Source organism: Borborobacter xinjiangensis, assembly GCF_047739745.1.
In the GTDB taxonomy this organism is placed as follows: domain Bacteria; phylum Pseudomonadota; class Alphaproteobacteria; order Rhizobiales; family Rhizobiaceae; genus Pseudaminobacter.
In genome coordinates this window covers 23,590-50,193 of record NZ_JBLLVA010000011.1, presented here as the reverse complement: position 1 = coordinate 50,193, position 26,604 = coordinate 23,590, and the positions used below count along the sequence as shown (strand labels likewise).

The window sequence follows — 26,604 nt, the reverse complement described above, 5'->3', positions numbered from 1 at the left end:
CATGAGACTGAGCATTGGATGACTGACGCGGCGGGCTCCATCTCCGGTATGGCGAAAATACGAAACTACTTTCTGACGGGGGTGGTGGTCTGTGCGCCGTTAGCCATCACCGTCTATATCGCGTGGTCGTTCATCGGCTGGGTCGATTCCTGGGTGAAGCCTTACATCCCGGCGCGCTACAGCCCCGACACCTATCTGCCCTTCGTCATTCCCGGCTTCGGGCTGATCGTGGCGCTGGTCCTGACCACGCTGATCGGGTTTCTCACTGCCAATTTCATCGGTCGCGCCATCGTTTCCTTCGGCGAGCATCTGCTGGACCGCATGCCGTTGGTGCGCGGGCTGTACAGGGCGCTCAAGCAACTGTTCGAGACGGCGCTGTCCAACAAGAACGAGATGTTCCGCACCGTCGGCATGGTCGAGTATCCGCGCAAGGGCGTATGGTCGATCGTCTTCGTTGCCAATGAGAAGCAGACCGAGATCAACGAGAAGCTCGACAAGGACGACGATCCGTTGATTGCCGTGTTCATGCCGTGCACACCCAACCCGACGACCGGCTTTCTCATGTATGTGCCCAAATCCGACGTGGTGTTGCTGGATATGAGCATCGAGGACGGTGCAAAGCTGATCGTTTCGGCCGGACTGGTGGCGCCACCGCAAAAGAAGAAGATGACCGCGGCGAACGGCCAGCCGATCGAAGGAATGATTGCGAATCCAACTGTCGCCGGTATTGCTCAGCCGGCCCGCAGCAGCCGCACCGCCTCGTCGCGTCCGAAGAGATAGAGCAGCAGGCGCACGGCCTGTCCGCGATCGGATTGCAGCTCCGGGTCCCGCGCAAGCAGTAGCCTCGCGTCGTCTCGGGCGATTTCAAGCAGGTCCGCATGGGTTTCGATGCGCGCCACCTGGAAACCCGGCGTGCCGGACTGCCGGGTTCCGAGAAGCTCGCCTTCACCGCGCAGCTTCAGATCCTCCTCGGAAATGCGAAAACCGTCTTCCGTCTCGCGCATCACCGAGAGGCGGCGCTTTGCGGTTTCGCCAAGCGGGTCCTTGTAGAGAAGCACGCAGGTCGATGCCTTGGCGCCGCGCCCGACGCGTCCGCGCAACTGGTGGAGTTGGGCAAGTCCGAAACGCTCTGCATGTTCAATAACGATGATCGTGGCATCCGGTACATCGACGCCGACCTCGATGACCGTGGTGGCGATCAGGATGCGGGTTTCGCCCTCCTTGAAGGCGCGCATTGCCGCGTCCTTCTCGGCTCCCTTCATCCGCCCGTGTACCAGGCCGAGCGCATCGCCGAACATCGGCTTCAGCGAGGCGAAACGGTCTTCGGCCGACATCAGCTTGATTTCTTCGGATTCCTCGACCAGCGGGCATATCCAATAGATTTTCTGGCCGTCCGCCACCGCTTCGCTCATGCGACCGACGAGCTCGTCCAGTCGCTCGAGCGGCAGTGTTATCGTGCGGATCGGCTGGCGGCCCGCGGGCTTCTCAGTCAGCCGGGAAACGTCCATGTCGCCGAACGCCGTCAGCACCAGCGTGCGCGGGATCGGCGTTGCGGTCATCACCAGCATATCCGGCGCCTTGCCCTTGGCGGTGATCGCCAGCCGCTGATGCACGCCGAAGCGGTGCTGCTCGTCGACGACGACAAGCGCCAGGTCGCGGAATTGAACGGTTTCCTGAAACAGGGCATGGGTTCCGACGACCAGGTCGACGCCGCCATTTTCTAGGCCGGCAAGGATTTCGGCGCGTTCGCGGCCTTTTTCGCGGCCGGTCAGTACGGCAATGCGCAGGCCAGCCTTGGCGGCGAGCGGTGAGATTGTCGCGAAATGCTGGCGTGCGAGAATTTCCGTTGGCGCCATCAGCGCTGCTTGGCCGCCGGCCTCCACGGCACGCGCCATGGCAAGCAACGCCACCACCGTCTTACCCGAGCCGACGTCGCCTTGCAGCAGCCGTAGCATGCGCTCCGGACGCTGCAGGTCGGCATCGATCTCGGCAAGCGCCTCGGTTTGCGAATGCGTCAGCGAATAGGGCAGCGCTTCACGGATCGCAGCGATCAACTTGCCATCGCCGACAAGCGGTCTGCCGTGCAGGCGGCGCACCGTTGCGCGCACCAGAGCCAGTGAGATCTGACCGGCCAGGAATTCGTCATAGGCAAGCCGTCGCCATGCCGCGCCGTCGGGCGAAACATCGAGCGGGTCTGCCGGGTTGTGCAGCCGTCGCAGCGCCATATCGAATTTCGGAAATGTCTGGCGGCGCATCACCTCGGCGTCGAGCCATTCCGGCAGTTCGGGCACGCGCTCCAGCGCCTGTCCGATGGCGCGGCGCAGCACCTTGCCCGAAAGCCCGGCGGTAAGCGGGTAGACCGGTTCGACCAGCGGCAGGCTGTCTGCCTTGCCGGCGCGCGCAATGTGGTCGGGATGGACCATGCTCGGGCGACCGTTGAACCATTCGAGCCGGCCGCTGACCACAACCTCCTCGCCGACCGGCATGGATTTCTCCAGCCAGCCGGCATTTGCGTGGAAAAAGGTCAGCGCGATTTCGCCGGTGTCGTCATGCGCAAAGACCCGATAAGGCACCGACCTGTTGCCGCGCGGCGGCGGCTGGTGACGATCGATCCGCAACTCCAGCGTGACGATCGCGCCGTCCGGGGCAAGCGCAATTCCTGGCCGGTTGCGCCGGTCGATCACCGAATGCGGCAGCACGAACACCAGATCGCCGGCGCGCGCCTTGCGCGCGGATATATCGGCCGGCACGACCTTTTCGATCAGATCGGCGATCTTCGGCCCGACGCCGGCAAGCGACGTGATCGGCACGAACAGCGGATCGAGAAGGGAAGGGCGCATGGCTTACCCTCCCTCTTGTGGGGAGGGTCGATCCGCGCAGCGGAGCAGGGTGGGGTCGAGAGTGGCTGAGTTCCCTTCTGCGTTCCCCCCACCCCGGACCTGCGGGCTGACCCTCCCCACAAGGGAGAGGGTCAGCCGTCGGAGATGCCCGGCGGGGCAGCGGGAGGTGTTTGGGGCGGCCATCGTCACGATCAAGATGTTTAGGGTGCTTCCAACGATACGCAAGGCTGACATGCCGCTTCATCCACGCTATATGCCCGGTTCGGCTACCAGGATGCGGACAATGACAGGAATGACACGGTCAAGTGACGGGCTCGACGCTCGTCGGCGAAAGCTTTTGTTTCGCTCTTGGCATCGTGGAATGCGCGAGATGGACCTGATTCTCGGCGGATTTGCCGACCGCACCATTGATGAGTTGTCCGACGCGGAACTTGATGAATATGAAGCCGTGCTTGAATTGCAGGATGCCGACCTGCTGACCTGGATTACCGGCGAGCAGCCCGTTCCACCGGTCCACGATACCGCGATATTCCGCAAGATTCTCGCGTCGCGGGAGACGATGAGTTTCTGAGATGAGTCTGATCAAACCACTGGGCCTGCCGAAAGGCGGAATCGGCCAGTTCGTCGTCGATGGCGTCGCGGACGGCTATGAGGCGTTTGCGCTGGCGCAGGCCGCGTCCGAGACCGCTCCCGACGCCCCGATCATTTTCGTGGCGCGCGACGGTCAGCGTCTGCCGGCGATCGTCGAGGCGCTGGCCTTCGCGGCACCCGAACTGCCGGTTCTGGAATTTCCGGCATGGGACTGCCTGCCTTACGATCGCGTCTCGCCGGGATCGGAGGCCGCCGCGCGCCGTCTGGATGCGCTGGCTGCGATGGCCGAACTGGCGAAGAAGCCGCACCGGGCGGTCATTTTGACCACGGCAAACGCACTGTTGCAGCGCATCCCGCCGGCCGAGATCATCGAATCCCAGACCTTCCGCGCCAAGCCCGGCAACCAGATAGACATGAACGAACTGGTGGCGCGGCTTGAAAACTCCGGTTTCGACCGCGTTTCGACGGTGCGCGACATCGGCGAGTTCGCCGTGCGCGGTGGCATCCTCGATCTTTACGCGCCAGGTTCGACCGAGGCGCTTCGGCTCGATTTCTTCGGCGACACGCTGGAATCGATCCGCGCTTTCGATGTGGCGACCCAGCGCACCACCGGCCAGCGCAATCTTGTGACGCTGCAGGCAATGAGCGAAGTGGCGCTGACGCCCGATGCGATCAGCCGCTTTCGGCGCAATTACATCGAAGCCTTCGGGGCGCCCGCGCGTGACGATGGTCTCTATGCGGCGATCAGCGAGGGCCGCCGCTTCGCCGGCATGGAGCATTGGCTGCCGTTCTTCTACGACCGGCTGGATACGCTGTTCGGCTATCTTCCGGGCGCGCCCGTCGTGTTCGACCATCTGGCGCGCGAGGCGCTAGGCGAACGACATACGCTGATCCTCGACTACTATGAATCGCGCAAGCAACAGGCGGAAGGCGCGCTCAAGGACGCCGTGCCCTACAAGCCCGTACCGCCGGCGCAGATGTATCTTTCCCCCGACGACGTGACATCCGAACTGCCCGATCGCGCGGCGATCGAATTCACCGGCTTCGACGCGCCCGATCTTGGCGGACGCAAGCTTTTGCACGCCGGCGCGCATGCGGGTCGCGGCTTCGAGCTGGAGCGAGCAGACCCCAACGTCAATGTCTTCTCCGAGGCGGTGAAACACATCGGTGATCTGCGGGCGGCCGGCCGTTGCGTCGTCATCGCCGGTTGGACGGAAGGTTCGCTGGACCGGCTGGGACAAATCCTCGCCGAGCATGATCTTGGCAATCTGACGCCAGTGACGACACTCGCGGAGGTCGAGAAGCTCAAGGCCGGGCAGGCGGGGCTTGCCGTGCTGCCTCTCGAAGCCGGATTCGAGACCGACGGCTTCATCGTCGTCGCCGAGCAGGACATACTTGGCGATCGCCTGGTGCGCCGCTCGAAAAAGCGCAAACGTGCCTCCGATTTCATTGCCGAGGCTGCGTCGCTGTCGGCCGGCGATATCGTCGTCCATGCCGATCACGGCATCGGCCGCTTCATCGGTTTGCGCACAATCGAGGCGGTCGGCGCGCCGCATGATTGCCTTGAAATCCATTATTCCGGCGATGACCGGCTGTTCCTGCCGGTCGAAAACATCGAACTCCTGTCGCGCTACGGCTCGGATGCGGCCGAGGCCACGCTCGACAAGCTGGGCGGCGGTGCTTGGCAGTCGCGCAAGGCGAAGCTGAAACGCCGGCTGCTCGAAATGGCCGGGCAACTGATCCGTCTTGCCGCTGAACGCCAGATGCGCGCCGCACCCGCGCTCAATCCGCCAAGCGGCGTTTACGACGAGTTTGCGGCGCGTTTTCCCTATGAGGAGACTGACGATCAGCAGCGGGCAATCGATTCCGTCATGGATGACCTTGGCGCCGGAAAGCCGATGGATCGACTGGTTTGCGGCGATGTCGGCTTCGGCAAGACGGAAGTGGCGCTGCGGGCCGCCTTCATCGCCGCGATGGAAGGGTTCCAGGTGGCAGTGGTGGTGCCGACGACCCTGCTCTCACGCCAGCATTTCAAGACCTTCTCACAGCGTTTTTCCGGCTTGCCTCTGGTTGTGCGGCAGGCTTCCCGGCTTGTCGGCTCCAAGGAACTGGCGGAAACGAAGAAGGGGCTGGCCGAAGGCACGGTGGACATCGTCATCGGCACGCACGCGCTGCTCGGCTCCTCTATCTCCTTCAAGAATCTCGGTCTGCTGGTCATCGACGAGGAGCAGCATTTCGGCGTCAAGCACAAGGAGCGGCTGAAGGATCTGAAGAGCGACGTGCATGTGTTGACGCTCTCGGCAACGCCGATCCCGCGCACCTTGCAATTGGCGCTCACCGGTGTGCGCGAACTTTCGCTGATCGCCACGCCGCCGGTGGACCGCATGGCGGTGCGCACCTTCATCTCGCCATTCGATCCGCTGGTGATCCGCGAAACGCTGCTGCGTGAACGCTATCGCGGCGGCCAGAGCTTCTATGTGGTGCCGCGCATTTCGGACCTCGGCGAAATCCGCGATTTTCTGCACGCTTCGGTGCCGGAACTGAAAGTCGCCACCGCACATGGCCAGATGGCGCCGGGCGAACTCGACGACATCATGAACGCCTTCTACGACGGGCAGTATGACGTGCTTCTGTCGACGACCATCGTGGAGTCGGGCCTCGACATACCCACGGCCAATACGCTGATCGTCCACCGCGCGGATATGTTCGGCCTTGCCCAGCTCTATCAGTTGCGAGGCCGCGTTGGGCGCTCGAAGCTGCGCGCCTATGCGCTGTTTACGCTGCCGGCGAACCGCAAGCTCACCGATACCGCCGACCGGCGGCTTAAGGTTCTGCAATCGCTCGATACGCTCGGTGCCGGCTTCCAGCTCGCAAGCCACGATCTCGATATTCGCGGCGCCGGCAATCTGCTCGGCGAGGAACAGTCGGGTCACATCAAGGAGGTCGGCTTCGAACTCTACCAGCAGATGCTGGAGGAGGCGGTTGCCGAAATTCGCGGCACCGGCGAGGTGGTCGATGGAAGCTGGTCGCCGCAGATAACCGTCGGCACGGCGGTCATGATCCCGGAATCCTACGTTCCCGACCTGCAATTGCGGCTGGCGCTCTATCGCCGCCTGGCCGATCTGGATTCACCGGAAGAGATCGATGGCTTTGCCGCCGAAATGATCGATCGTTTCGGCCCGTTGCCCGACGAAGTCCAGCACCTGTTGAAGATCGTCTTCATCAAGTCGCTTTGCCGGAAGGCCAATGTCGAAAAGCTGGACGCAGGACCCAAGGGCGTGGTCCTACATTTCCGCAACCGCGAGTTTGCCGATCCGGCAGGCCTTGTGCGGTTCATCGGCGAGCAGGGCTCGCTGGCCAAAATCCGGCCGGATCACAGCGTCGTGTTCATACGCGACTGGCCGAGCCCCGAAAAGCGTATGGCAGGCGCCGCCGTTGTCATGACCCAGCTTGCTCGTCTGGTTGAAAAGGTTGCTGCCTAGTCTGGCCGGAATGTCAGAACCAAGCCCAGGCGTCAGCGCTGGTCGCGCCCATTGTCGACCACGTCGGTAACCGGGCGGTCGCCGCCCTCCGCCACCTCCTCGTGCCAGACACCATCGGGGTCCTGATAGGAAATTCCTTCGGTCTTGCCGCCGAGCTGCTGCTCGGCAGCCGCTGCCTTGGCGGCATTGAGAGCGTCCTCGCGGCGCCGAAACGTCTCTGAAAATACGCCGTCGAGCTTGTAGGCCCAGCCGCCATCATGCTCGACGATTTCGTATACGACTTTGGTCATCGCGTGACTCCGTTTTCGCCATAAACGGATGTCGGCGGGCAATGTTCCGGCTTCGACGCGTCACCAAAATAGTCGGATCAAAATCGGCTCAAGAAAGGTTGATGCAAGGCGAGAGGGTCGCAGGCGTAGATTTTGGGCCTTTCGTGAAGCCAAAAGGCTTCGATAGTTCGGGCCGAGGAGCCGAGAATGCCGTCGAACGCTTTTGTGAACAGGATCGCGACCGCGGTGCCCGACCATGACGTGCATCGCTTCTTCCTGCGTTTTGCGGCTTCGATGCTCGCCCATGACCCGCGTCGCCGCGCTGTCTTCACGCGCATGGCCGACATTGCCGGCATCGAGCATAGATACTCCTGTTTTTCGCCGGGCAGCGATCCCGAAGGCGCGTCGGTCGACCGGGATGGCGTCTTCGTGCGCGGCGCGTTTCCGGGAACGGCCAAACGCATGGAAATGTTCGATGCGGCCGCGCCCTCCCTGGCGCAGCGCGCCCTCGACAAACTCCAGCTTGGCGAGGAGCGCGCCCGCATAACCCATCTGATCGTCACCAGTTGTACCGGGTTTTCGGCACCGGGCATCGATCTCGAACTGGTGGCGCGTTGTGGTCTCCCCAGCTCAGTCGAGCGCACGATGGTCGGCTTCATGGGCTGTTACGCGGCAATCAACGCCTTGAAGCTCGCGCGCCACATCGTGCGGTCCGATCCGTCGGCTCGCGTGCTCATCGTCAATATCGAGCTCTGCACGCTACATCTGAGCGAAACCGACGATCTGGAAAAGCTGCTTTCGTTCTGCCTGTGGGGCGATGGCTGCGCCGCTTCGCTGGTTACCGCCGAGCCGCACGGCTTGCTCCTCGAAAGTTTTCACGCGATCGTCGCGACGGAGGGCCGCGAACTCATGACCTGGAGCATTCATGACCGCGGCTTCGACATGTTCCTGTCGGGGCAGGTGCCCGCTGCCATCCAGAAAACGCTAAGCAATAGCCGCGACGAGATCCTGCATGGCAGGTCAATCGATGAGGTCGATCTTTGGGCGATCCACCCGGGCGGGCGTTCGGTTCTCGATGCGGTCGAGCGGGCGCTGGATCTCGGCCCTACCGCGCTGGCGGCCTCGCGTGAGGTGCTGCGCCGCAACGGCAACATGTCTTCTGCCACGGTCATGTTCGTAATGGAGCAACTGCTGGACGCGCGCCCCAGCGGCCGCCTCGGTTGCGCCATGGCCTTCGGGCCCGGACTGACTGCCGAAACCATGATGTTTCGCACGGCAGGATGAACCATGTCGAGCGATCTTGCCACGCGGCGTGTCGATCCTGAAATCCTCGACCGGCTGCCTGCGGGTGATCCGCGCGCCATCGGCTCCCGGCGCGATCTTGCCCGCATCAACGCCTTGATGCTTCAGCCGAAGATCATGGCGGCTCTGCTTTCGAAACATGTACGCCAACCGCCGCGCCGCGTGCTGGAAATCGGCGCGGGCGACGGCACCTTCATGCTGTCTGTGGCGCGCCGGCTGACTCGTCATTGGCCGAATGTCGAGCTTACGCTTCTCGACCGCATGGACCTCGTCACGCGCGAATGCCGTGACGGCTTCGACAAACTCGGCTGGCAGGCTCGGCCGGTTGTCGCCGACGTCTTCGAATGGGTTGAGCATGAAGGCGATGCCCGGTTCGACGCGATCACGTCCAATCTCTTTCTGCATCATTTTTCGGATGCCGAGCTATCGCGTTTGCTGTCCCGCTTGCGGCCGGTTGCACCGATCTTCATCGCCACCGAACCGCTGAGGGCCACTTTCCCGCTCGCCGCCGCGCGCCTGCTCTGGGCAATCGCCGCCAATGATGTGACCCGCCATGATGCAGCGGCAAGCGTGCGCGCGGGCTTCGCAGGTTCCGAGCTGTCCGATCTCTGGGGCGCCGGAACCGCGGTGGAAGAACGGCGCGCCGGCTTGTTCACGCATGCTTTTGCCGTCACATCCGGTGCCGTTACGCCATGAAGTTCGACGCCATAATCATCGGGGGAGGACCTGCCGGAAGTTCCGCCGCGATCACGCTTGCCCGGCACGGTTGGGCGGTCGCCGTGATCGAAAAAAGCAAGTTCCCGCGCCGCAAGGTCTGCGGCGAATTCATCTCATCCACCAATTCCGCCTTGCTGGACCGGCTGGGCGTCGGGGAGGTTTGGCGAGCAGCCGCTGGCCCCGAAATAAGACACGTCGCGTTTTATGCCGGCGAGACCTGCGTCGAGGCGCCGATGCCGCGCGCCGCAAACGCCGGCTTCGGCCGGGCCTTGGGTCGTGACCTGCTCGATCTCCTGCTGCTGGAGGCCGCCCGGGCCGCCGGCGCCGAAATCTTCCAACCATGGCGCGCGGTCGCTATCGACAAGGAGGAGGGCGCGGTTCATCGCGTGCGAATCGAATCCAAGGAAGGGGCCAGCGTTCTGCATGCGCCGGTCGTCATCGCCGCGCATGGCTCCTGGAAGCCGGGAAATCTTCCGACGCAGCTTGCGCGCACCAATCTTGCCTCCGACTTCCTCGGCTTCAAGGCGCATTTCAGGGGCTCATCGCTCGCCGCCGATCTGATGCCGCTTCTGGTCTTTCCGGGCGGCTATGGTGGCATGGTCGGCGCCGATCACGGACGACTGTCGCTTTCCTGCTGCATAAGACGCGATGCCCTTGCCGCAATGCGCAAGGTTTCGGGTAAATTGCCGGCAAGCGAGGCCGTGCAGCGCCATCTCATAATGTCCTGCCGGGGTATCAGGGAAGCCATCGGCGATGCGGTGCTTGACGGTCGCTGGCTTGCAGCGGGGCCGATCCGTCCCGGCATTCGCACCTGCTATGAGGACGACATTTTCCGTATCGGCAACACGGCGGGAGAATCACATCCGATAATTGCCGAAGGCATATCGATGGCCCTGCAGTCCGGTTGGCTTCTCGCCTCGGAACTCACGCGGGCGGGAGCAAGCGACCTCAGGGCGCGGCAAATCGCCGGCCAGCGCTATTCCCTAGCGTGGAAGAAGCTGTTTTCGACGCGCATCCATGCGGCCGCCGCTTTCGCGCAACTCGCCGTGCGCCGCGAAAGTGCGCCGTTGATGCGAACGATGGTTGGCGCGTTTCCGGTGATTCTCACGCTCGGCGCCAAGCTCAGCGGCAAGGCCACAAGCGTGCCGGGCATGGGATCTGCATGATCGGGCGGATGCATGTTAGGCTTCGGCGCATGAGGAACTGGAGATCGTCGATGCGACGCGCCTTGATTTGGATGATGCCGCTTGCGGTTTTGGCAATTTCCGGCTGCCAGACAACCAGCCCGACCTACACGGGGGCATGCACCGACCGTCCGGACGATGCCGGTTTCTGCGATCAGCCGAACAATTGGATGCTGTTTGGCCCTAAAACCGGTCCATTCTTCGGTATTGGCGGGCTGTAAGCGTCCGAAGGGACGCTAAACGAATGTCATGACGGCTATGGCGCCGGCGATCACCAGCACAAGCCCGGCAACAAGCATCGGCAGCAGGGTGTTTCCGGTTTCGGTGCCATAAGCCGCGTCAGCCGCCACTATTGGTTGGCGATCACTGCTTTTTTCGTCGGCCATGATTGATCTCCCTTCGAGCGATCGAGAGGTGCTCGCGCCTTCGCCGCTGGATACAGCAATGGACGCGCATGTCTTTGCGCCGGCGCAAACAACTCGCAGGCTCCGCCGATCTTCGATCGAATTGGGGGATGACCATGGCGGTCTTTTCGTCGACACGAAACGAGCCAGCGCTGCCATTCCGGGCATCGCGGACATATCCGATCGTCTCGAATGATTGGGACTTCCCGATCAAGTCCTTGTTTTGAAATGGTCGGAGTGGCGGGATTCGAACCCACGACCCCTTGACCCCCAGTCAAGTGCGCTACCGGGCTGCGCTACACTCCGGACCGCGCAAAGCCATATATATTCGAGGATTGTGGCGCAAGGGCTAAAACCTGTCCTTGGGCCGGAAGGCGATCATTTCGTTGAATCCAGTGCTCGCCTCCGGGCACCTATCTGATGCGCGGAGCCCTCGCAGGATCTTGCCCGCCATCGGATATGGCGCGCCTCAAGCGCGATTCCGCCCCATACCAGACCGAGCAGCATATAAAAATGCCGCCAGTGATCGGTATCGATGATCGAGCCGAGTGCAACATGGCCAACAAGAACGATATAGGCGCACACGGTGAATGGCTGCCATGGCCGCTTGCGAAAGAGCACGCGAAAACCGGCTGCCAGCGTCCAGACGATCAGGGTGAAATAGGCTGCAAAGCCCAGCCAGCCGTAGTCGAGAAGCGCCTTCAGCCAGATATTATGCGTGTCTTCGCCATAAATCTGTCCGAAGACGAGCGGTCCGATACCGAGCGGGCTCTCCATGGCGAGCAGGAAGCCGATGCTATAGCGGGCGAACCTGCCGAGGCGCGCGCCGTCATAATCCTGCACCAGTTGAGCGCGCACCGTGAACAGTTCCGCGACCGTCGGTATCTGCAAGGCGACCAGCAGCGCGATTGCAAGCAGCAGGAAGGCGGCGATGCTCATGATCGCGATCCGCAGCCGAAAGCTGCCGCTGGCGCTTTGAAGGAACAGCGTGCCAGTAAGCAGAATTGCCGACACCCCGAACAAGCCCCAAGCGCCGCGTGAAAACGAGAAGAAGATGCCGCCGACGATGACAAGCAGCGGAACGATGTACAGCGGCATTTTCGAGAGGTTGCCGGTCAGCAGCCGGTAAAGCAGGTAGATGCCTGGCAGCACGAGAAACGGCCCGAAGACGTTGGGGTCCTGAAAGGCACCTGCGGCGCGATCATACTTAGTGAACATCTCGGCACCCGGCACCGCATGGAAATAGCCGAGGATTCCAAGCAGCGCCGTCGCGACCGCGGCCGCGACGTAGGTTCGGAAAATGACAGGGTAGAGACTCGGCTGCATTTCGGTAATCGCGGCGAAGAACACCGCGGTGAACGCCAGGAAAAGCGACACCGCCAGATAGAGCGGGGTGCTCATCAGGTCCGACATCTGGCTCATGGAAATCATCCCGCCGATATTGAACAGGACCAGCAAGACGACGAGCGGCGCCAGTGTTCGCGAAATACGCAGGCCGAACAGCGCCGAGATGGCGATCAGCCCCACCATGTAAAGTTCATAAGGGGCGGGCTCGTTGATGACGAAACCCGACAGAAACACGCCGAATGCCACGGCGGCCGAAGAAATCAGCGCCACCAGCCGGGCGTTGATCGCTGCGCGCGGCAGTTCATGGGCGAGCGCGCTCAATAGGCGTTTTCCGTGTTCAGCAGCCGAATCGGCGTCAAGAACAGAATTTTCAGATCGAACCACAGCGACCAGTTCTCGATGTAGAAGAGGTCGTATTCGGTGCGCATCCTGATCTTTTCGTCGGTATCCATCTCGCCGCGCCAGCCATTGATCTGCGCCCAGCCGGTTACGCCGGGTTTCACGCGGTGGCGGGCGAAATAGCCGTCGACAACCTCGTTGTAGAGCAGATTATGCGACTGCGCGGCGATGGCATGCGGGCGCGGCCCGATCAGCGAGAGGCTGCCGAAAAGCGAATTGAAGAACTGCGGCAGCTCATCGATCGAGCTCTTGCGGATGATGCGGCCAACCCTTGTCACGCGCGGGTCGCCCTTGGTGACGGTATTCTTCGCGGTCGGATCCGACATATCCGCAAACATCGAGCGGAACTTGTAGACCTCGATGACCTCATTGTTGAAGCCGTGGCGTTTCTGGCGAAACAGAACCGGTCCCTTGCTGTCGAGCTTTATGGCAATGGCGGTAATCAGCATCAGCGGCGAGAAGACGACGATGCCGAGAAGGCTGAAGACAATGTCGAATGCCCGCTTGGCCACCGAGTCCCAGTCGTTGATCGGCTTGTCGAAAATGTCGAGCATCGGCACGGAGCCGATGTAGGAATAGGAGCGCGGCCGGAACTGGAGCTGGCTCGAATGCGCCGACAGGCGAATGTCGACAGGCAGCACCCAAAGTTGCTTCAGCAACTGCAGGACCCGCTTCTCGGCGGTGATCGGCAGCGACACGATCAGCATGTCGATATGGGCGATTCGGGCGAATTCAATCAGTTCGGCCACGTTGCCGAGTTTCGGATAGCCGGCGACGATCGGGGGCGAGCGGCGGTCGTCGCGATCGTCGAAAATGCCGCAGATGCGGATATCGTTGTAGGGCTGCTGCTCTACGGAGCGGATCAGGGATTCGGCGGCACCGCCACCGCCGACAATGACGGCGCGACGCTCCATGCGGCCGTTGCGCGCCCAGCGCCGGATCATCCGCGCCAGCACAATCCGCAGCCCGACGATCAGAACCAGACCCGTGCCGAACCATGCGGCGAACAGAAATCGCGAGAAATCTTCCGAAATCTTCAGGAAGAAGCCGGCAAGCGCGAGCAGCGCGAAAGTCCCCGACCACAACAGAAGGATCCGGCCGAGATTTTCCAGCGGACGCATCAGCGCGGGGACCTGATAGAGATCGCTGATTTCCAGGAAGACGACCATCAGCAGGGCAGCGCCGCCAATGATCAGCGGATACTGCCAGGCCAGATGGGTGGTCAGCCCGACATGGAGTGCGAAAAGACCAAAGCCGGAGGCGAACAGCAGGATGAATTCGATCAGGCGCAGAACGCCGCTCACCATGACCGGCGACATCGTATCGCGCCGATATTGCGACGCGACCTGCAGCGCGACCTTGTTGAGTTTCACAGCCGGTTGCGGGGCGACTGCGCCGCGATCAAACTTTCGAACCGCATCTGCCGAAAAGCGGCGTGCCGGGTCGATCTCGTTCATTGCTCATGATCCGTGTGCTTACACGCGAGCACTAGCAGTGATCAGCTAAGAAAACCTTGAGATAACCCGTAGCCTTGGATGGTCTTCTTCGTCCCGCTCGCCAAGAGCCGAAAAATAGGCGGCTTCGATGTGCCTTGCCATGACATCGGCGCCGAAGCGCGCTTTCAGGTCCGCTCCTGCGGGCATGTTGGCGCGGTAACCGCCGGGATCGCGCAGCGCCTCGCTCATTTTTGCGCTGAGTGCCTCCACCGAGGGTTGCACGAGAGCCGGAGACGCGGCGCCAAGAATTTCTGGAATCCCACCAACATTGGTGGCGATCATGGCCAGGCCCGCGGCGAGCGCTTCGAGCACAATATAGGGCATCGCTTCGGCGCGCGAGGGAACGACGATAAATCTCGCGAGCGCAAAGGCTTTTCGGGCCGGCATCGGGTCAAGGAATTGGACACGGTCGGCGAGGCCGAGCGTTGCGACTTGCCCACGATAGCGCGGAAGATCGTCGCCGCTGCCAACCATCACGGCGCTCACCTGCCGGGCCAGCGCCGTTTCCACCCGCGCCAGCGCCTCGATAAAGAGATCGGGACCTTTGAGGTCGCGCATCATGCCGATGTAGAGAAAATCGGCGGCATCCGCGTGGGATGTGACGGGTATGAATTCGCTCGCTCCAAGCCCGTTATAGACAAGGCTGCTTTGAGGCCGGGGAGGGCCGATCTTGCGGCGGAACGTTCTTTGTTCGTAATCCGAGACGAACAGCAGGTGATCGGTGAACCGCTGCATCAGGCGTTCCAGCCCGAAGAACAGTTTCCCGGTCATCGCCGTTTCGTCGTAGTGCAGGCTGCCGCCGTGCGGCGAATAGAGGCGGGCTACGCGAGACCTTGATACCCGCAGGAGTGAGCCGAACATGCGCGCGTAAGCGCCGCCCTTGGCGCCATGGCCATGCAGGACGTCCGGCTGCAATTTCTGGATTATACGATAGGTGCGCCAGGCGGCTTCTATATCGCCGGGGCCGATATGACGCTGCATGGGCGTGCGCCACATGCCAAGCGCCAGCATGTCTTCCATTGCGGCAAACAGGCGCTCTTCATAGGCGCCCCCCGTGGTGGAATCGCAGACGATGCCGACCGCGTGGCCAGCCGCGACTTGTGCTTCCGTCAGGTCCCTTACATGCCGGAAAATTCCGCCAACCGGAGAGCGGAAGCAATGGACGATGCGCAGCCGTCTTGCCGTGCGCCCGCCGCAGGAGGGCTCGGCGTCGTCTCGATGCGCACCAAGTGGGGCGCCGCTATCCTGGACGATCATGATCCTAGAACAGGCGCTCGCGGACATAGACGGTGTCGCCGGGCAGCAGCGGGTCGGATGTCAGCACGCGGCCGGTCATCACCTTGCCGTTGATGTCACGGGTAACGTCGGCATCCGCCTGGTTGGCGCGGGGCGAAAAGCCTCCGGCAATGGCGATCGCCTTTTGCACGGTCAGGCCGGGGACGTAGGAATACTGGCCGGCAGCCCCCACTTCTCCCATGACGAAAATCGGCCGGTAGCGGTCGATTTCGACCGAAACGTCGGGATCGCGCAGAAATCCCTCGCGCAGCTTGGCGGCAAGCGTTGCTTCCACCTGCTGGGATGTGTGGCCGCGCGCCGGCACGGCGCCGATCAATGGAAATGCGATATAGCCGGACTGGTCGACGCTGTAGGTGTTGGTGAGCCCAGGCTGCTCGAAAACGGTGACGCGGATGCGGTCACCGGCCCCCAGCCGATAAGGCTGGTCGATCACTTCATGGAAAGCCGCAGGCGTCGGCCGATAGCCGGAACAGCCCGTAAGGAGGGCTCCGGCCAGTAGTCCGATAAAAACGGAGCGCAAGCGTCTCATGATCAGGTGCGTACCTCGACTTCACACCGGATTCGCACCGGCAGCTTCGATCGCCTCACTCTTCGCTTGTTAGGGTTAATGGCGGGTAAAGGCGGGTCGCAACTTGTCCGCGTCTCCTGGAAAGTGCGGTTTTACTTGGGTGTCGAACGTCAGCGTTTGCCGAGAGCGCCGGCCGCGCCGGCAAATCTTAACTGCTGAGTTACCATAGCTGTTTACGATGCTGCCCATCCAAAGGCGGAGCAGCGCGCATGTCCGGCACAGAAACACTGGATCACGGCCGACCAGGATCGAGACGATCCAGGCGCATCGACGTGGCCGAGGAAAAACGGAATGGCGCCGCAAAAGTGCCTCAGGCTTATGAAGGCTCCGCTCAGGCCAATGATGTCGATGTCGACCTGGGTAAGCTTTTTGCCTCGCTCGCCGGTAACTGGCGCCGCATACTGGGCGTTGCGCTTGGTGTTGCCTTGCTGGCGTTCCTTTTTGCGTGGATGTCGACGCCTCACTACCGGGCCGAGACGCGCATTCTGATCGAGACGGGTGAATCGGTGTTCACGCGACCCGATGCCAATGGTGACGCCTATCGTCCGATTCTCGACGAGGAAGGGGTGACGAGCCAGGTGGAAGTCATCTCCTCAACCGACATCATCATGCAGGTTTCGCAAAAGCTCGGTCTGTCGAAGCTGCCCGAATTCGATCCTGCGGCCAATATGTCGACGCTTTCGCGCCTGCTGGTCATCGCCGGCCTGAAAAGCGATCCGCATGAAATTCCACCGGACGAGCGCGTGCTGAAGTCATTCCGCGAAAAGCTCAACGTCTACCGCGTCGAAAACTCCCGCGTCATCGTCGTGGAGTTTTCTTCGCAGGACCCGCAATTGGCGGCTGAGGTACCCAACGCCGTCGCCGATGCCTATCTTGCCGTGAGCCGCGATGCCAAGCTCGCCACCAACTCCGATGCGACCGAGTGGCTGGCGCCTGAGATCGCCGAACTCAGCAAGCAGGTAAAGGAGGCCGAGCGGCGCGTGGCTGATTTTCGCGCGCAATCCGATCTTCTCATGGGCCAGAACAACTCCGTCCTGGCCACCCAACAGCTCTCCGAGCTTTCTTCCGAGCTTTCGCGGGTGCGTGCCGGTCGCGCCGCCTCCGAAGCCAATGCCGAGAGCATGCGCAAGGCACTGGCTGCCGGCGGCTCGATCGATGCGCTGCCGGAGGTCCTGTCTTCGACCCTTATCCAGAGGTTGCGCGAACGCCAGGTCCAGCTCAAATCCGAAATCGCCGACCTGTCGACCACGCTGCTCGGCAATCATCCGCGCATTCGTGCGCTGAACTCGCAGCTTGCCGATCTCGACAAGCAGATCCGCGTCGAAGCGCAGAATGTGCTGAAAAGCATCGTAACCGAGGTGCAGACGGCGCAGTTGCGTGAAAACCAGATCGTTTCCGACCTCAATACGCTGAAAGCGGCGTCTGCACGTGCCGGTGAGCAGGAAGTGGAACTGCGCGCGCTGGAGCGCGAAGCCGCCTCGCAGCGTCAACTTCTCGAATCCTATATGACGCGCTACCGCGAGGCCTCGTCGCGCAGGGACCGCAATTATCTGCCGGCGGATGCGCGCGTCTTTTCACGCGCGGTAGTGCCCTCCGAGCCTTACTTTCCGAAGATCATCCCAATCGTGAGCGCGGCCTTCGCCGCATCGCTTCTGCTCATGTCGGTCGCGACATTGCTCCAGGAGCTGTTTTCCGGTCGCGCCATGCGGCCTGCTCCGGGCGCGCATTTCGAGCCTGTGGAGCAGATTTCGATGCCCACGATTCCCTCGGGGCCTGATGACGATCCCGCTGCAATGCCGGTCGTGCCCGATCAGGAGGAAGAGGATGCGCAGCCATTTCCGCCGCCCGGCCATATCGGCGTTGAACGCGCGGCCGAAAGGCTGATCGCCGGCGGAACAATGCGGGCAATCTTCGTTTCACCGGAGGGCGACGAGGCGGCCGCGACGGCTGTGCTGGTGGCGCGCGAAGTCGCCGACGCCGGCCTGCGGGTGCTCCTGCTCGATCTCACGGTTTCGGGTGCCGCCTCGCGTCCGATGCTCGACAGCGGCAGGTTTCCCGGCATCACCAATCTGCTTGCCGCCGAAGCTCAGTTCACCGATGTCATTCATCCCGATCACTATTCGGATTGTCACGTCATACCTGTGGGCACCGCTGATCCCGCGCGGGCCATGCGCGCAGCCGATCGGCTGCCAATCATCCTGGAATCGCTGACCACCGCCTACGATCTGGTGGTGATCGAGTGCGGGCCGATCGATGCCGCCGGCATCCGCCGCCTCGTTGGAGAAAGCACGGAAATATTCGTCAGCGTGTTGGAGCCGGCCGACGAAGTGGCCGAAGCTTCCGAGGATCTGCGAGCCGGAGGCTATCATGGCTTCATCCTGGTCACGCCGGTGGGACACGATATGCCCACATCGCCTGTGCCTGGCAGAAGCGCAGCGTAAGGAGCGCTTGTCACTCGTCGCGCATTGCCGTCCTTGCGGTGCGCTTTCGAACTGTCTTGACCAGCTTCCAGATCAGCGGGTTTCCCTTGACGAATGCCTTTAGCCAGTCGGCGAGGCGGGTTGTGGCGGTCAGCAGCCGTCCCTTTGCAGTGAGCGGCAGGAGAATGTCGACATGCCGCGTTTCGATATCGCACCATGAGCGCTTGTAGGGTTCGTCACCGACGCTGAAATCGTAGATCCGGTACCCGGTTTCGCAGGCTTCGCGGATGTTGTCGAAGAACAGGAATTCGCCGGGACTGCTGCCTGGAAGGTCGGACGACGAGATCGCGCCGAACTCGCAAATGAGGCGCTTGCCGCAGATGCTCGTCCCGGTGATTGCGCGCAGCCTGCCATCGACCTCAAGCCCATGCAGCACGAAGGACGGACGGGGTTCGTTGAGCGCGTCCACAAACAGCGCCTGGAAGAAGGCGCGGATATGCGGGCCGTCGAATACGTTCGCTACGCCCTGTTTGCGGAAGCGCTCTGACTTCATGGCGAGAAAGGCGTCGAACAGGTCGATCGCTTCCTGTGGCGAGCGGGCGGTGATGCGGCGAAAGCCGCCCGCCGCCTCGAATTTGCGCTGCTGCTTGCGGTATCTCTTGGCCAGGCGCTTGGCGGGCGCGCGTTCAAGCACCGCCTCGAAGCCGTGATCCAGCTTGACGGCGAGCGCCAGGTTCGGGCTTGGCGCGTGCGGCAAGGCCAGAAGGGGGTTTTCGATGCCGTCGAGATCTGTGGCCACGCGCTGAAGGAGAATGGCGTCGATATCCGGCCTAGCAGCGTGGATGGCACGGATCACCGCATTGACGGCAACGGAGGTTTCCGAGGCAAGCCAGGAGCGCAGCGTGGCCGGAAAATTGCCGTTCGCATGCGAGCCGCCCATGAAGCGCGCCACCCGGAATGGGCCGGAGTTGACGATCTCCAGCGCCAGGGCAAAGACGGCCCTGCCGTCAACGAGGATCGCAGCAATCAAGTCATCAGGTTTTGCATGCGCGATCCAGTTGCGCACCCAAAGCGCGCTCTGGGCGGGCGCGAAGACGCCGCCCGCGCAAAGCTCAGCATATAGGGCCAAGGCGGTGCTGTCCGCCGGCAAGACCTCGATGCGCGGCGTGCCGTGCTCATATGGATCAAGCCCGGTCTTGCCGTCGCTGCCTTGAAATGACGCGGCGGCGTCAATCATACCTCAATCCTTCGCCGCTATCGCTGGTGGGCGGGAACGCAGTTCCAGCGCGATCTGTGTGATCCGACGATAAGGGCGAAAGGTGAATCAATGATCGACGGACGCGACAAGCTGCGAAAGCTTGTGCTCAACGCGCTCGGCTATTGCGGCGTTGCAGCGCTCGCCAGACCGGTCGTCGGCGGCATCGGTGCGATCCTGATGCTTCATCGTGTCACCAGCCATCTTGAGAGGCCGGAGGGAGCCAACTGCCACCTCGCCATCACACCCGGATTTCTTGATCAAGTCATCGCCGACATGAAGACGCGCGGCTACGAGTTCGTCACGCTTGACGACGCGCTCGAGCGGCTCAGGCGCGGGCAGGGCGGGCCGCCGTTTGCGACGATCACCGCCGACGACGGCTATCGCGACAACCTGACCGAAGCCCTGCCGGTGCTCGAAAGGCACGGCGCACCGATCACGATCTACATCGCGCCGGGGCTGATCGACGGCGCGGTCGACCTCTGGTGGGACGTGCTCGACGAGATCGTCCATGCGAAGGATACGCTCACCCTCAAGTCCCCCAGCGGGGAAATGACGCTCGATTGCTCGACGCCGGCCAACCGCGCCGAGGCAAATGCACGGCTCCTGACCTATTTCACCACCGAAGTGCGGGAGGAGGAGCAGGGGCGCGTGCTTCACGAACTGGCTCGCTCCTGCGGTGTGGATCCTGACGGGCCGCGCCGGGATACGCTGATGACCTGGGAAGAGGTGCGCAAGGCGGCCGCCCACCCGCTGGTGACCATTGGCGCGCATACGGTGCACCACTACAGTCTCAAGAGGCTGGAGGAAGATTTCGCTCGTCGCGAGATCGTCGACGCGGGGCGAATTCTTGAGGCGCAGCTTGGCCAAAAGCCCGCGCACATGGCTTACCCCTATGGTTATCCAAGTGCTGTCGGTGCGCGCGAAGTGGCGCTGGCGAGCGCCGCCGGCTACGCTTCTGCCGTGACGACGCGTCATGGTGTGCTTCACGCCGGGCATGCCGCGCACCTGCGGGCCTTGCCCCGCATTTCCCTTAATGGCCGCTACCAGCGCCTCGCCTATGTCCGCACCATGTTGTCGGGCATATCGACGCCGCTGGCGAATTCGGGAAAGCTGCTCGTTACCGTATAGTCGCGGCCGGCGCGAGGATCAGCGGTTAGGCTTCCGTTCCACCAGCAGCCATTTGATGATGCCCATCGCCGGGACGATCCATAGAAGGCCGCTGAACAGGAAGAAGGCGAAGTGCACCAGCGGCCCGGATTCGGCGAGCCGCGCCACGGCAACTGTCGTGGCCACCAGCGCATAGATGATCACCAGCGCGATAAGCAGGACCGTTCCGATGAGCTTTTTAAGGCGAATGGGCATGTTTTTTCCTTCGCGGCTCTCCTACGGTTTCTATGCCGGGCGCGCAAGCCGGGTTGCGGCGCGACGGCGTGTCGCGCATCTCAATGCCTTGTAAGTGCTGCTCCTATGGTCCACCAATCCCGGCGCTGGAAACAGTAAGGAAAAAGGTCATGGCCGTGCAATCCAATGCCGATGTGGCGCTTCAAGTGCGCGACAGGGACGTGCGCAATCGCGCGCTTCTGCGCGGCTGGCTCTATGTCGTGCTTGTGGTGCTGTTTGCGCTGGTTCTGGTGGGCGGCGCAACGCGGCTGACCGATTCCGGCCTGTCGATCACCGAATGGAAGCCGATCCACGGCGTCATTCCGCCGCTCTCGACCGAGGAATGGCACGAGGAATTCGAAAAATACCGCCAGATTCCGCAATATGAGCAGATCAACAAGGGCATGAGCCTTGAGGAATTCAAGGTCATCTTCTGGTGGGAGTGGGCGCATCGCATTCTGGCGCGCGGCGTCGGCTTCGTGTTTGCCCTGCCGCTCCTGTTCTTTTGGGTGAGCGGTCGCGTCGAACGCAGCCTCGGCGCGAAGCTCGTCGGCATTCTGGCGCTCGGCGGTCTGCAGGGCGCGGTCGGCTGGTGGATGGTCTCGTCAGGCCTGGTCGAGCGCACCGATGTCAGCCAATATCGGCTGGCAATGCATCTGACGATTGCAGCGCTGATTTTCGCCGCGACAATGGTGGTGGCAAGAGGGCTTGCACCGCACTCGGAAGCGCCGGCGGACAAGAAAACGCAGCATTTTGCCGGTTTTCTGGTGTTTCTATCGCTCTTCCAGATATTTCTCGGCGGATTGGTTGCCGGTCTCAATGCGGGCTTGAGCTATAACACCTGGCCGCTGATGGATGGTGCCATGGTGCCGGGCGGCCTGTTCGTCATCGATCCGCTTTGGCACAATTTCTTCGAAAATCCGAAGACGGTGCAATTCATTCATCGCCTCGGCGCCTACGCCCTGTTTGTCGCCGCGCTCTGGCATATGATCGCGGTCGGCCGCAGCGAGCCAGGAACGACGCATCGGCGCCGGGCGCTGGTGCTGTTCCATTTGGTGCTGGTGCAGGCCGCAATCGGCGTCGCGACGCTTGTCCTGCAGGTGCCGCTGCACTGGGCGCTGCTGCATCAGGGCTTTGCGCTTGTCCTCCTCGGCTTCGCAGCCGCGCATTGGCGCGGAACCAAGGGCTCGTATCCGCTGCCGACAGAGGTCGTCGTCAGGAACTGAGAGAGCGGACCTCGCTGACCGCGGCGGCAACCGCAAGTTCGCGCGTTTCATCCGGCGCGTTGCCGTCCTCGGCATGCCACGCTGCCGACAGGCAGCCATAGGCAATGGCGTGATCGAGTATGGCCGGCACGTCCTGGCCGAGCGTTGCAGCAAAGGTCTCGGCCATGAAGACGATGCGCTCGGGGTCGAGGCAGAGATCGTCGCGATCGAGCGGATTGTAGAACAGGTTCGCCGCATCGAAACCGGGATCGCCGATCAGCCCCTTCGGATCGATCGCCAGCCAGCCGCGCGGTCCATGCATGATGTTGTCATGGTGCAGGTCGCCATGGAGCGGCCGCAGTTCGTGTGGATTGGCAAGAAGCCGCTCGGCAATGTTCGCGGCCTCGACATAGAGGCTTGTCGTACCGGCTTCGCGCTCCGCCTTGGCCTTTCTGAACAGGCTGTCGAAGCGCTCGGCGAGCGGCTGAAGGTCGGCCGGGGCAGGGTTGGTCGAGGGTGAATGTAGTCTTGCCATCACCTCGGCCGCAATCTCGGTCGCCTGCCGGTCGCCGTCAGCGTTCAGCCGCTCGGTGAGTGCCGTTTCGCCGGCATGTTCGAGCAGCATGCGCTTTCCGTCGAGCCCCAGCAGGCGCACCGCGCCGTAGCCATCTCGCCAGGAGAGGAAATGCGCGCCGCGCAATTCGTCCTCGACATCGTCGAAAGGCTTGAGATCCTTGACCACGGCCGTGTTCCCATCGCCCAGCCTCACCTTCCAGATGCGGCTGCTGAACGTCTCGGCGATGAGAACCGGATCGCTGACATTCCAGCGACCCGGAAAGGCAGGCTGATCCATCAGGCTAATGTTTCAGGCCGAGCATCAGGTCCATGTTCTGCACGGCGGCACCGGATGCGCCCTTGCCGAGATTGTCGAGCACGGCAACGAGATTGACCTGGCCTTGTCCCTCGGTGCCGAAAACGTAGAGCTTCAACAGGTCGGTGTCGTTGAGCTCGGTCGGATCGAGGCGGGCAAGCTTGGCGCTATCGGCCAGCGGCACCACCTGCACGATGTCCTGGCCTTCATAGTGAGCGGCAAGCGCGGCGTGAATGTCACCAAGCGACCGCGCGCCCTTCAGATCGGCCAGATGCAGCGGCACCTGCACCAGCATGCCTTGCGCGAAGCGCCCGACGGAAGGTGAGAAGATCGGCCGCCTCTCGAGCAGCCCGTAGAGCTGCATTTCGGGGATATGCTTATGCGTCAGCGTAAGCCCGTAAAGAAAATGCGGTGCGCCGATGTGATCGGGCCTCGCTTCATCCTCCATCTGCGCCACCAATTGCTTGCCGCCGCCCGTATAACCCGAAATGGCGTTGACGGTGACCGGATAGTCCGATGGCAACAGTCCGGCTGCAACCAGCGGGCGCACAAGCGCGATCGCACCGGTCGGGTAGCACCCCGGATTGGCGACCAGCCGCGCCTTGGCGATCCGCGCACGCTGAGAGCCATCCATTTCCGCAAAGCCATAGGCCCAGTCGGGATGAACGCGATGCGCGGTCGAGGTATCGATGATGCGCGTGGAATTGTTGCCCTCGAGAATGCCGACAGCCTCGCGGGAAGCGTCGTCCGGCAGGCAGAGGATGGCGAGGTCGGCGGATTTGAGGAAATCCGCGCGGATGTCCTTGTCACGTCGGTCGGCTTCCGGGATCGACAGGACTTCAAGATCGCTGCGTTCGGCAAGCCGCGCGCGGATCTGCAGGCCGGTGGTGCCGTGTTCGCCATCGATGAAGATTTTGGGTTTCATGGGTCTCGTCCGTCGATATGTGCTTTGTTTCAAATGGTTGCAAGCTGCTCTGAAACCGGGCTTTGAGCCTGCCGCAAAGCGGTCTCGCGCAGCTTTCGCTCAGCCAGCAGTCCAAGATAGTGCATTGCCACCGTCGCGCCGGCGATCGCCGTAATATCGGCATGATCGTAGGCGGGCGCAACCTCAACGACATCGGCGCCGACAATATCGACTTGAGTCAACTGGCGCAGCACCGAAAGAATCTTGGCCGAGGACGGGCCGCCGGCAACCGGCGTGCCGGTTCCTGGCGCATAGGCCGGATCGAGGCAATCGATATCGAACGTCACATAGGTCTTGCGGCCGCCGGTGCGTTCGGCAATCGCGTAGGCGATGTCGGAAGCCCGCATTTCCTCGACCTCGTGCCCGTACAGGATCTTGATGCCGAACGTCTCGGGCGCGTGGGTGCGGATACCGATCTGGATGGAGCGATCCGGATCGATGATGCCTTCACGTGCCGCGCGGGCGACGAACGACCCGTGGTCGATGCGCTTGCCGTCGTCGGGCCAGGTGTCCTGATGGGCGTCGAACTGCACCAGCGCCAGCGGTCCATGGATTGCCGCATGCGCCTTCAGCACGGGCCAGGTCACGAAATGGTCGCCGCCGAGCGAAAGCAGGAAGGCGCCCGACTTCAGGATTTTCCCAGCCTCGCGTTCGATCGTGCCCGGCGTCTTCTGGTGATTACCGGTGTCGAGCAGGCAGTCGCCATAGTCGATGACGCCCAACTGGTCGAAAAGATCAAGCTGGAACGGATATTGCGGATCGCAATCGAAAATCGCCGAGGCACGGCGCACCGCCTGCGGCCCGAAACGCGCGCCGGGCCGGTTGGTCACCGCGGCGTCGAACGGGATGCCCCACACCACCGCATCCGCCCCCTTCAGGTTCTTGGTGTATCGGCGCCGCATGAAGGACAGCGCACCCGCATAGGTCGGGTCGCTGGAGCGGCCGGTGTTCCTGTTGGCTGTGAACGCGTGATCGATGGACTGTGCAGGCATTACGATTTCCTAAAGCTTGTCCGTTAGGGAGACCAGGACCAATCGACATTCAGGGTTGGGCGTGGCGCGAGCCGGATTTCGGTCCTGAACAGGAGAAAAGCGCAAGGCAGTTCGACCACCGTCGAGCAGTTTCGACATTCAGGACCGAAATCCGCCGCGTCCCGCAGGGATATGGCCAAAGTCGCCCATTTCAGCCTCGCGAAGCCTCGACGCAGGGCGGCTGCGACTTCGGCTCCGCTCCTCGAACTGAACGATTTTGGCTCATACCACGCCTCAAATCCTGAATGTCGATTGGTCCTAAGGCCGGCACGGGTCTTGCCCCTGCCGAGATGAAAAGCGGATTCGCCCGGACCGTATATCATTTCGGGACAGAATGTGGACCACTATGGCGCAGACGACATTCCTCGACAGCACTCGCTCTTCTTCGACCATCTTATCCGCCCGATCGACCGCTGTTGCGGCCGGACGTTTCGAGGCGCTCGATTCCTGGCGCGGCATCTGCGCGCTCCTGGTCGCGCTTTTTCATTTTCCGGCGACGGGATTTATCTCGCAAAGCGCTTTTATTAGCTCGTCCTATTTGTTCGTTGACTTCTTTTTCGTGCTCTCGGGCTTCGTCATCACCTCGAGCTATGCAAGCAGATTGGACAGCACGACTGCGATCAGGCGTTTTGCCCTGGTTCGTTTCGGCAGGATTTACCCGCTGCATCTGTTCATGCTTGCGGCTTTCGTCGGGTTCGAACTGCTGCGCCTGCTGCTGCCGCAACTGCGCGGCAATGGCGCGGCTCCGTTCACCGGCTCCGATAGCATCGGCAGCCTTTTCACCAATCTTTTCCTGCTCCATGGCATCGGCTTCGAGAACCAGCTCACCTGGAATGCGCCGAGCTGGAGCATCTCGGCCGAGTTCTTCGCCTATCTGTTCTTTGCCGCCGCGATGTTCGTGGCCGGGCGTCGCGCATGGATGTTTTTCGTCGTCGCGCCGCTCGTTGCGCCGTTGTTGCTGCTTGCCTTTTCCGCGACCGGCATGGATGTGTCGTGGGATTTCGGCTTCGTTCGCTGTCTTTATGGCTTTTCGCTGGGTGCGCTGCTGTCATGGTTCCAGCACGACGCGATTTCAGCGGTACGGCGTGAAATCGACGAGGTCTACAGTCGCGCGGAGCGCCTCGCATGGACGCTCGTTGAACTGGGTGCGATCGCCATGATCGTTCTGTTTGTCAGCTCGGCCGGCAAGGGCAATGTCGGCATCGCGGCACCTTTCGTCTTTGTCATCGCCCTTTACGTTTTTGCCCATGAGGGCGGGTGGGTGAGTGCGCTGCTGCGGTCGAGGGCAATGCTGTTGCTCGGCGCATTGTCCTATTCGATCTATATGGTCCATATTTTCGTGCAGGGACGCCTGTTCAACCTCGCCGGCCTTGTCGACCGAAAGCTGGGCGGCGGTCTCCTTGGCGAGATCGGCTTCCACGGCGGTGTCGCCCATGGCTTCGGGCCGGAAAGCGCCATGGTCGGCCTTGCGGCAACGGCCATCATGCTCGCCCTGACGCTTGTCGCTTCATATTGCACGTGGCGGCTGGTGGAGATGCCGGCGCTCGCCTGGTTCAGGCGCTTGTCGAAAAGAATCTGAC

The 26,604-nt window shown here is 62.3% G+C and carries 23 protein-coding genes and 1 tRNA gene; 11 read left to right on the top strand and 13 right to left on the bottom strand.

The genetic code is table 11. The features are described 5' to 3' along the window. Nucleotides 1-18 precede the first annotated feature (18 nt). Nucleotides 19-780, top strand: a complete 762-nt coding sequence (locus tag ACLKMW_RS13520; RefSeq protein ID WP_415724985.1) for a DUF502 domain-containing protein — start codon at nucleotides 19-21, stop codon at nucleotides 778-780. Here the strand turns inward: ACLKMW_RS13520 and recG are convergent. Further along, the gene (recG, locus tag ACLKMW_RS13515) at nucleotides 732-2,840 is read right to left on the bottom strand and encodes an ATP-dependent DNA helicase RecG (RefSeq protein ID WP_415724984.1); all 2,109 of its coding nucleotides are present in this window, start codon (nucleotides 2,838-2,840) and stop codon (nucleotides 732-734) included. The two genes, ACLKMW_RS13520 and recG, sit on opposite strands and share 49 nt — an antisense overlap. Between recG and ACLKMW_RS13510 the strand changes: the two genes are divergently transcribed. Together ACLKMW_RS13510 and mfd are read left to right on the top strand one after the other, a co-directional pair. Continuing rightward, a complete protein-coding gene (locus ACLKMW_RS13510; protein WP_415724983.1) occupies nucleotides 2,839-3,411 on the top strand; it encodes an FAD assembly factor SdhE in 573 nt (190 codons plus the stop codon). The two genes, recG and ACLKMW_RS13510, sit on opposite strands and share 2 nt — an antisense overlap. Before the next feature lies 1 nt (nucleotide 3,412). Next, nucleotides 3,413-6,913, top strand: a complete 3,501-nt coding sequence (gene mfd, locus ACLKMW_RS13505) for a transcription-repair coupling factor (protein ID WP_415724982.1) — start codon at nucleotides 3,413-3,415, stop codon at nucleotides 6,911-6,913. 32 nt (nucleotides 6,914-6,945) lie between these two features. Here mfd and ACLKMW_RS13500 read toward each other — a convergent pair whose 3' ends face one another. Then, nucleotides 6,946-7,203: a DUF2188 domain-containing protein gene (locus tag ACLKMW_RS13500; protein WP_415724981.1), complete on the bottom strand. Its 258-nt coding sequence runs from the start codon at nucleotides 7,201-7,203 to the stop codon at nucleotides 6,946-6,948. A gap of 186 nt (nucleotides 7,204-7,389) precedes the next feature. Here ACLKMW_RS13500 and ACLKMW_RS13495 point away from each other — a divergent pair, with 186 nt between their 5' ends. Genes ACLKMW_RS13495 through ACLKMW_RS13480 form a run of 4 tightly spaced genes read left to right on the top strand, consistent with a single transcriptional unit; the run spans nucleotide 7,390 to nucleotide 10,606 of the window. Further along, nucleotides 7,390-8,466, top strand: a complete 1,077-nt coding sequence (locus ACLKMW_RS13495) for a type III polyketide synthase (protein WP_415724980.1) — start codon at nucleotides 7,390-7,392, stop codon at nucleotides 8,464-8,466. Nucleotides 8,467-8,469: 3 nt separating this feature from the next. Next, nucleotides 8,470-9,180 (top strand): methyltransferase domain-containing protein, encoded by a 711-nt coding sequence (locus tag ACLKMW_RS13490; protein ID WP_415724979.1) that lies wholly within the window; start codon nucleotides 8,470-8,472, stop codon nucleotides 9,178-9,180. Beyond that, nucleotides 9,177-10,367: an NAD(P)/FAD-dependent oxidoreductase gene (locus tag ACLKMW_RS13485; protein ID WP_415724978.1), complete on the top strand. Its 1,191-nt coding sequence runs from the start codon at nucleotides 9,177-9,179 to the stop codon at nucleotides 10,365-10,367. Before ACLKMW_RS13490 ends, ACLKMW_RS13485 begins: the two co-directional genes overlap by 4 nt. 50 nt (nucleotides 10,368-10,417) lie before the next feature. Beyond that, a complete protein-coding gene (locus tag ACLKMW_RS13480) occupies nucleotides 10,418-10,606 on the top strand; it encodes a hypothetical protein (protein ID WP_415724977.1) in 189 nt (62 codons plus the stop codon). A gap of 15 nt (nucleotides 10,607-10,621) precedes the next feature. On the opposite strand, the gene ACLKMW_RS13475 is transcribed toward ACLKMW_RS13480, so the two are convergent. The 6 genes from ACLKMW_RS13475 to ACLKMW_RS13450 form a co-directional block, all read right to left on the bottom strand. Then, on the bottom strand, nucleotides 10,622-10,771 hold the full coding sequence (locus tag ACLKMW_RS13475; protein ID WP_415724976.1) for a hypothetical protein: 150 nt from the start codon (nucleotides 10,769-10,771) through the stop codon (nucleotides 10,622-10,624). 247 nt (nucleotides 10,772-11,018) lie between these two features. Further along, nucleotides 11,019-11,095: transfer RNA gene (locus tag ACLKMW_RS13470), tRNA-Pro, on the bottom strand. A gap of 72 nt (nucleotides 11,096-11,167) precedes the next feature. Beyond that, a complete protein-coding gene (locus ACLKMW_RS13465) occupies nucleotides 11,168-12,457 on the bottom strand; it encodes an O-antigen ligase family protein (RefSeq protein ID WP_415724975.1) in 1,290 nt (429 codons plus the stop codon). Beyond that, nucleotides 12,454-13,992: an undecaprenyl-phosphate glucose phosphotransferase gene (locus ACLKMW_RS13460; RefSeq protein WP_415724974.1), complete on the bottom strand. Its 1,539-nt coding sequence runs from the start codon at nucleotides 13,990-13,992 to the stop codon at nucleotides 12,454-12,456. The genes ACLKMW_RS13465 and ACLKMW_RS13460 overlap by 4 nt, the downstream gene beginning before the upstream one ends. Before the next feature lie 45 nt (nucleotides 13,993-14,037). After that, nucleotides 14,038-15,204, bottom strand: a complete 1,167-nt coding sequence (locus ACLKMW_RS13455) for a glycosyltransferase family 4 protein (RefSeq protein WP_415725082.1) — start codon at nucleotides 15,202-15,204, stop codon at nucleotides 14,038-14,040. A gap of 88 nt (nucleotides 15,205-15,292) precedes the next feature. Next, complete coding sequence (locus ACLKMW_RS13450) at nucleotides 15,293-15,856, bottom strand: polysaccharide biosynthesis/export family protein (RefSeq protein ID WP_415724973.1); 564 nt, start codon at nucleotides 15,854-15,856, stop codon at nucleotides 15,293-15,295. 248 nt (nucleotides 15,857-16,104) lie between these two features. Between ACLKMW_RS13450 and ACLKMW_RS13445 the strand changes: the two genes are divergently transcribed. After that, nucleotides 16,105-18,336: a GumC family protein gene (locus ACLKMW_RS13445; RefSeq protein WP_415724972.1), complete on the top strand. Its 2,232-nt coding sequence runs from the start codon at nucleotides 16,105-16,107 to the stop codon at nucleotides 18,334-18,336. Nucleotides 18,337-18,346: 10 nt separating this feature from the next. Here ACLKMW_RS13445 and ACLKMW_RS13440 read toward each other — a convergent pair whose 3' ends face one another. After that, complete coding sequence (locus tag ACLKMW_RS13440) at nucleotides 18,347-19,552, bottom strand: GNAT family N-acetyltransferase (RefSeq protein WP_415724971.1); 1,206 nt, start codon at nucleotides 19,550-19,552, stop codon at nucleotides 18,347-18,349. Nucleotides 19,553-19,642: 90 nt separating this feature from the next. On the opposite strand from ACLKMW_RS13440, the gene ACLKMW_RS13435 reads away from it, so the two are divergent. Further along, the gene (locus ACLKMW_RS13435; protein WP_415724970.1) at nucleotides 19,643-20,701 is read left to right on the top strand and encodes a polysaccharide deacetylase family protein; all 1,059 of its coding nucleotides are present in this window, start codon (nucleotides 19,643-19,645) and stop codon (nucleotides 20,699-20,701) included. A gap of 18 nt (nucleotides 20,702-20,719) precedes the next feature. Here ACLKMW_RS13435 and ACLKMW_RS13430 read toward each other — a convergent pair whose 3' ends face one another. Continuing rightward, on the bottom strand, nucleotides 20,720-20,935 hold the full coding sequence (locus ACLKMW_RS13430) for a DUF2842 domain-containing protein (protein ID WP_415724969.1): 216 nt from the start codon (nucleotides 20,933-20,935) through the stop codon (nucleotides 20,720-20,722). A 149-nt stretch (nucleotides 20,936-21,084) separates the two neighbouring features. Between ACLKMW_RS13430 and ACLKMW_RS13425 the strand changes: the two genes are divergently transcribed. After that, nucleotides 21,085-22,179: a COX15/CtaA family protein gene (locus ACLKMW_RS13425; RefSeq protein WP_415724968.1), complete on the top strand. Its 1,095-nt coding sequence runs from the start codon at nucleotides 21,085-21,087 to the stop codon at nucleotides 22,177-22,179. Here the strand turns inward: ACLKMW_RS13425 and ACLKMW_RS13420 are convergent. From ACLKMW_RS13420 to speB, 3 genes are read right to left on the bottom strand one after another with little or no spacing between them, the layout of a single operon-like run. Further along, nucleotides 22,169-23,011, bottom strand: coding sequence for an aminoglycoside phosphotransferase family protein (locus ACLKMW_RS13420; RefSeq protein ID WP_415724967.1), 843 nt, complete (start codon nucleotides 23,009-23,011; stop codon nucleotides 22,169-22,171). The two genes, ACLKMW_RS13425 and ACLKMW_RS13420, sit on opposite strands and share 11 nt — an antisense overlap. 4 nt (nucleotides 23,012-23,015) lie before the next feature. Next, nucleotides 23,016-23,954, bottom strand: coding sequence for an N-acetyl-gamma-glutamyl-phosphate reductase (gene argC / locus ACLKMW_RS13415; protein WP_415724966.1), 939 nt, complete (start codon nucleotides 23,952-23,954; stop codon nucleotides 23,016-23,018). 29 nt (nucleotides 23,955-23,983) lie between these two features. Further along, nucleotides 23,984-24,985, bottom strand: a complete 1,002-nt coding sequence (speB, locus tag ACLKMW_RS13410; protein WP_415724965.1) for an agmatinase — start codon at nucleotides 24,983-24,985, stop codon at nucleotides 23,984-23,986. 385 nt (nucleotides 24,986-25,370) lie between these two features. On the opposite strand from speB, the gene ACLKMW_RS13405 reads away from it, so the two are divergent. Further along, nucleotides 25,371-26,603, top strand: a complete 1,233-nt coding sequence (locus ACLKMW_RS13405; protein ID WP_415724964.1) for an acyltransferase family protein — start codon at nucleotides 25,371-25,373, stop codon at nucleotides 26,601-26,603. Nucleotide 26,604: the final 1 nt, after the last annotated feature.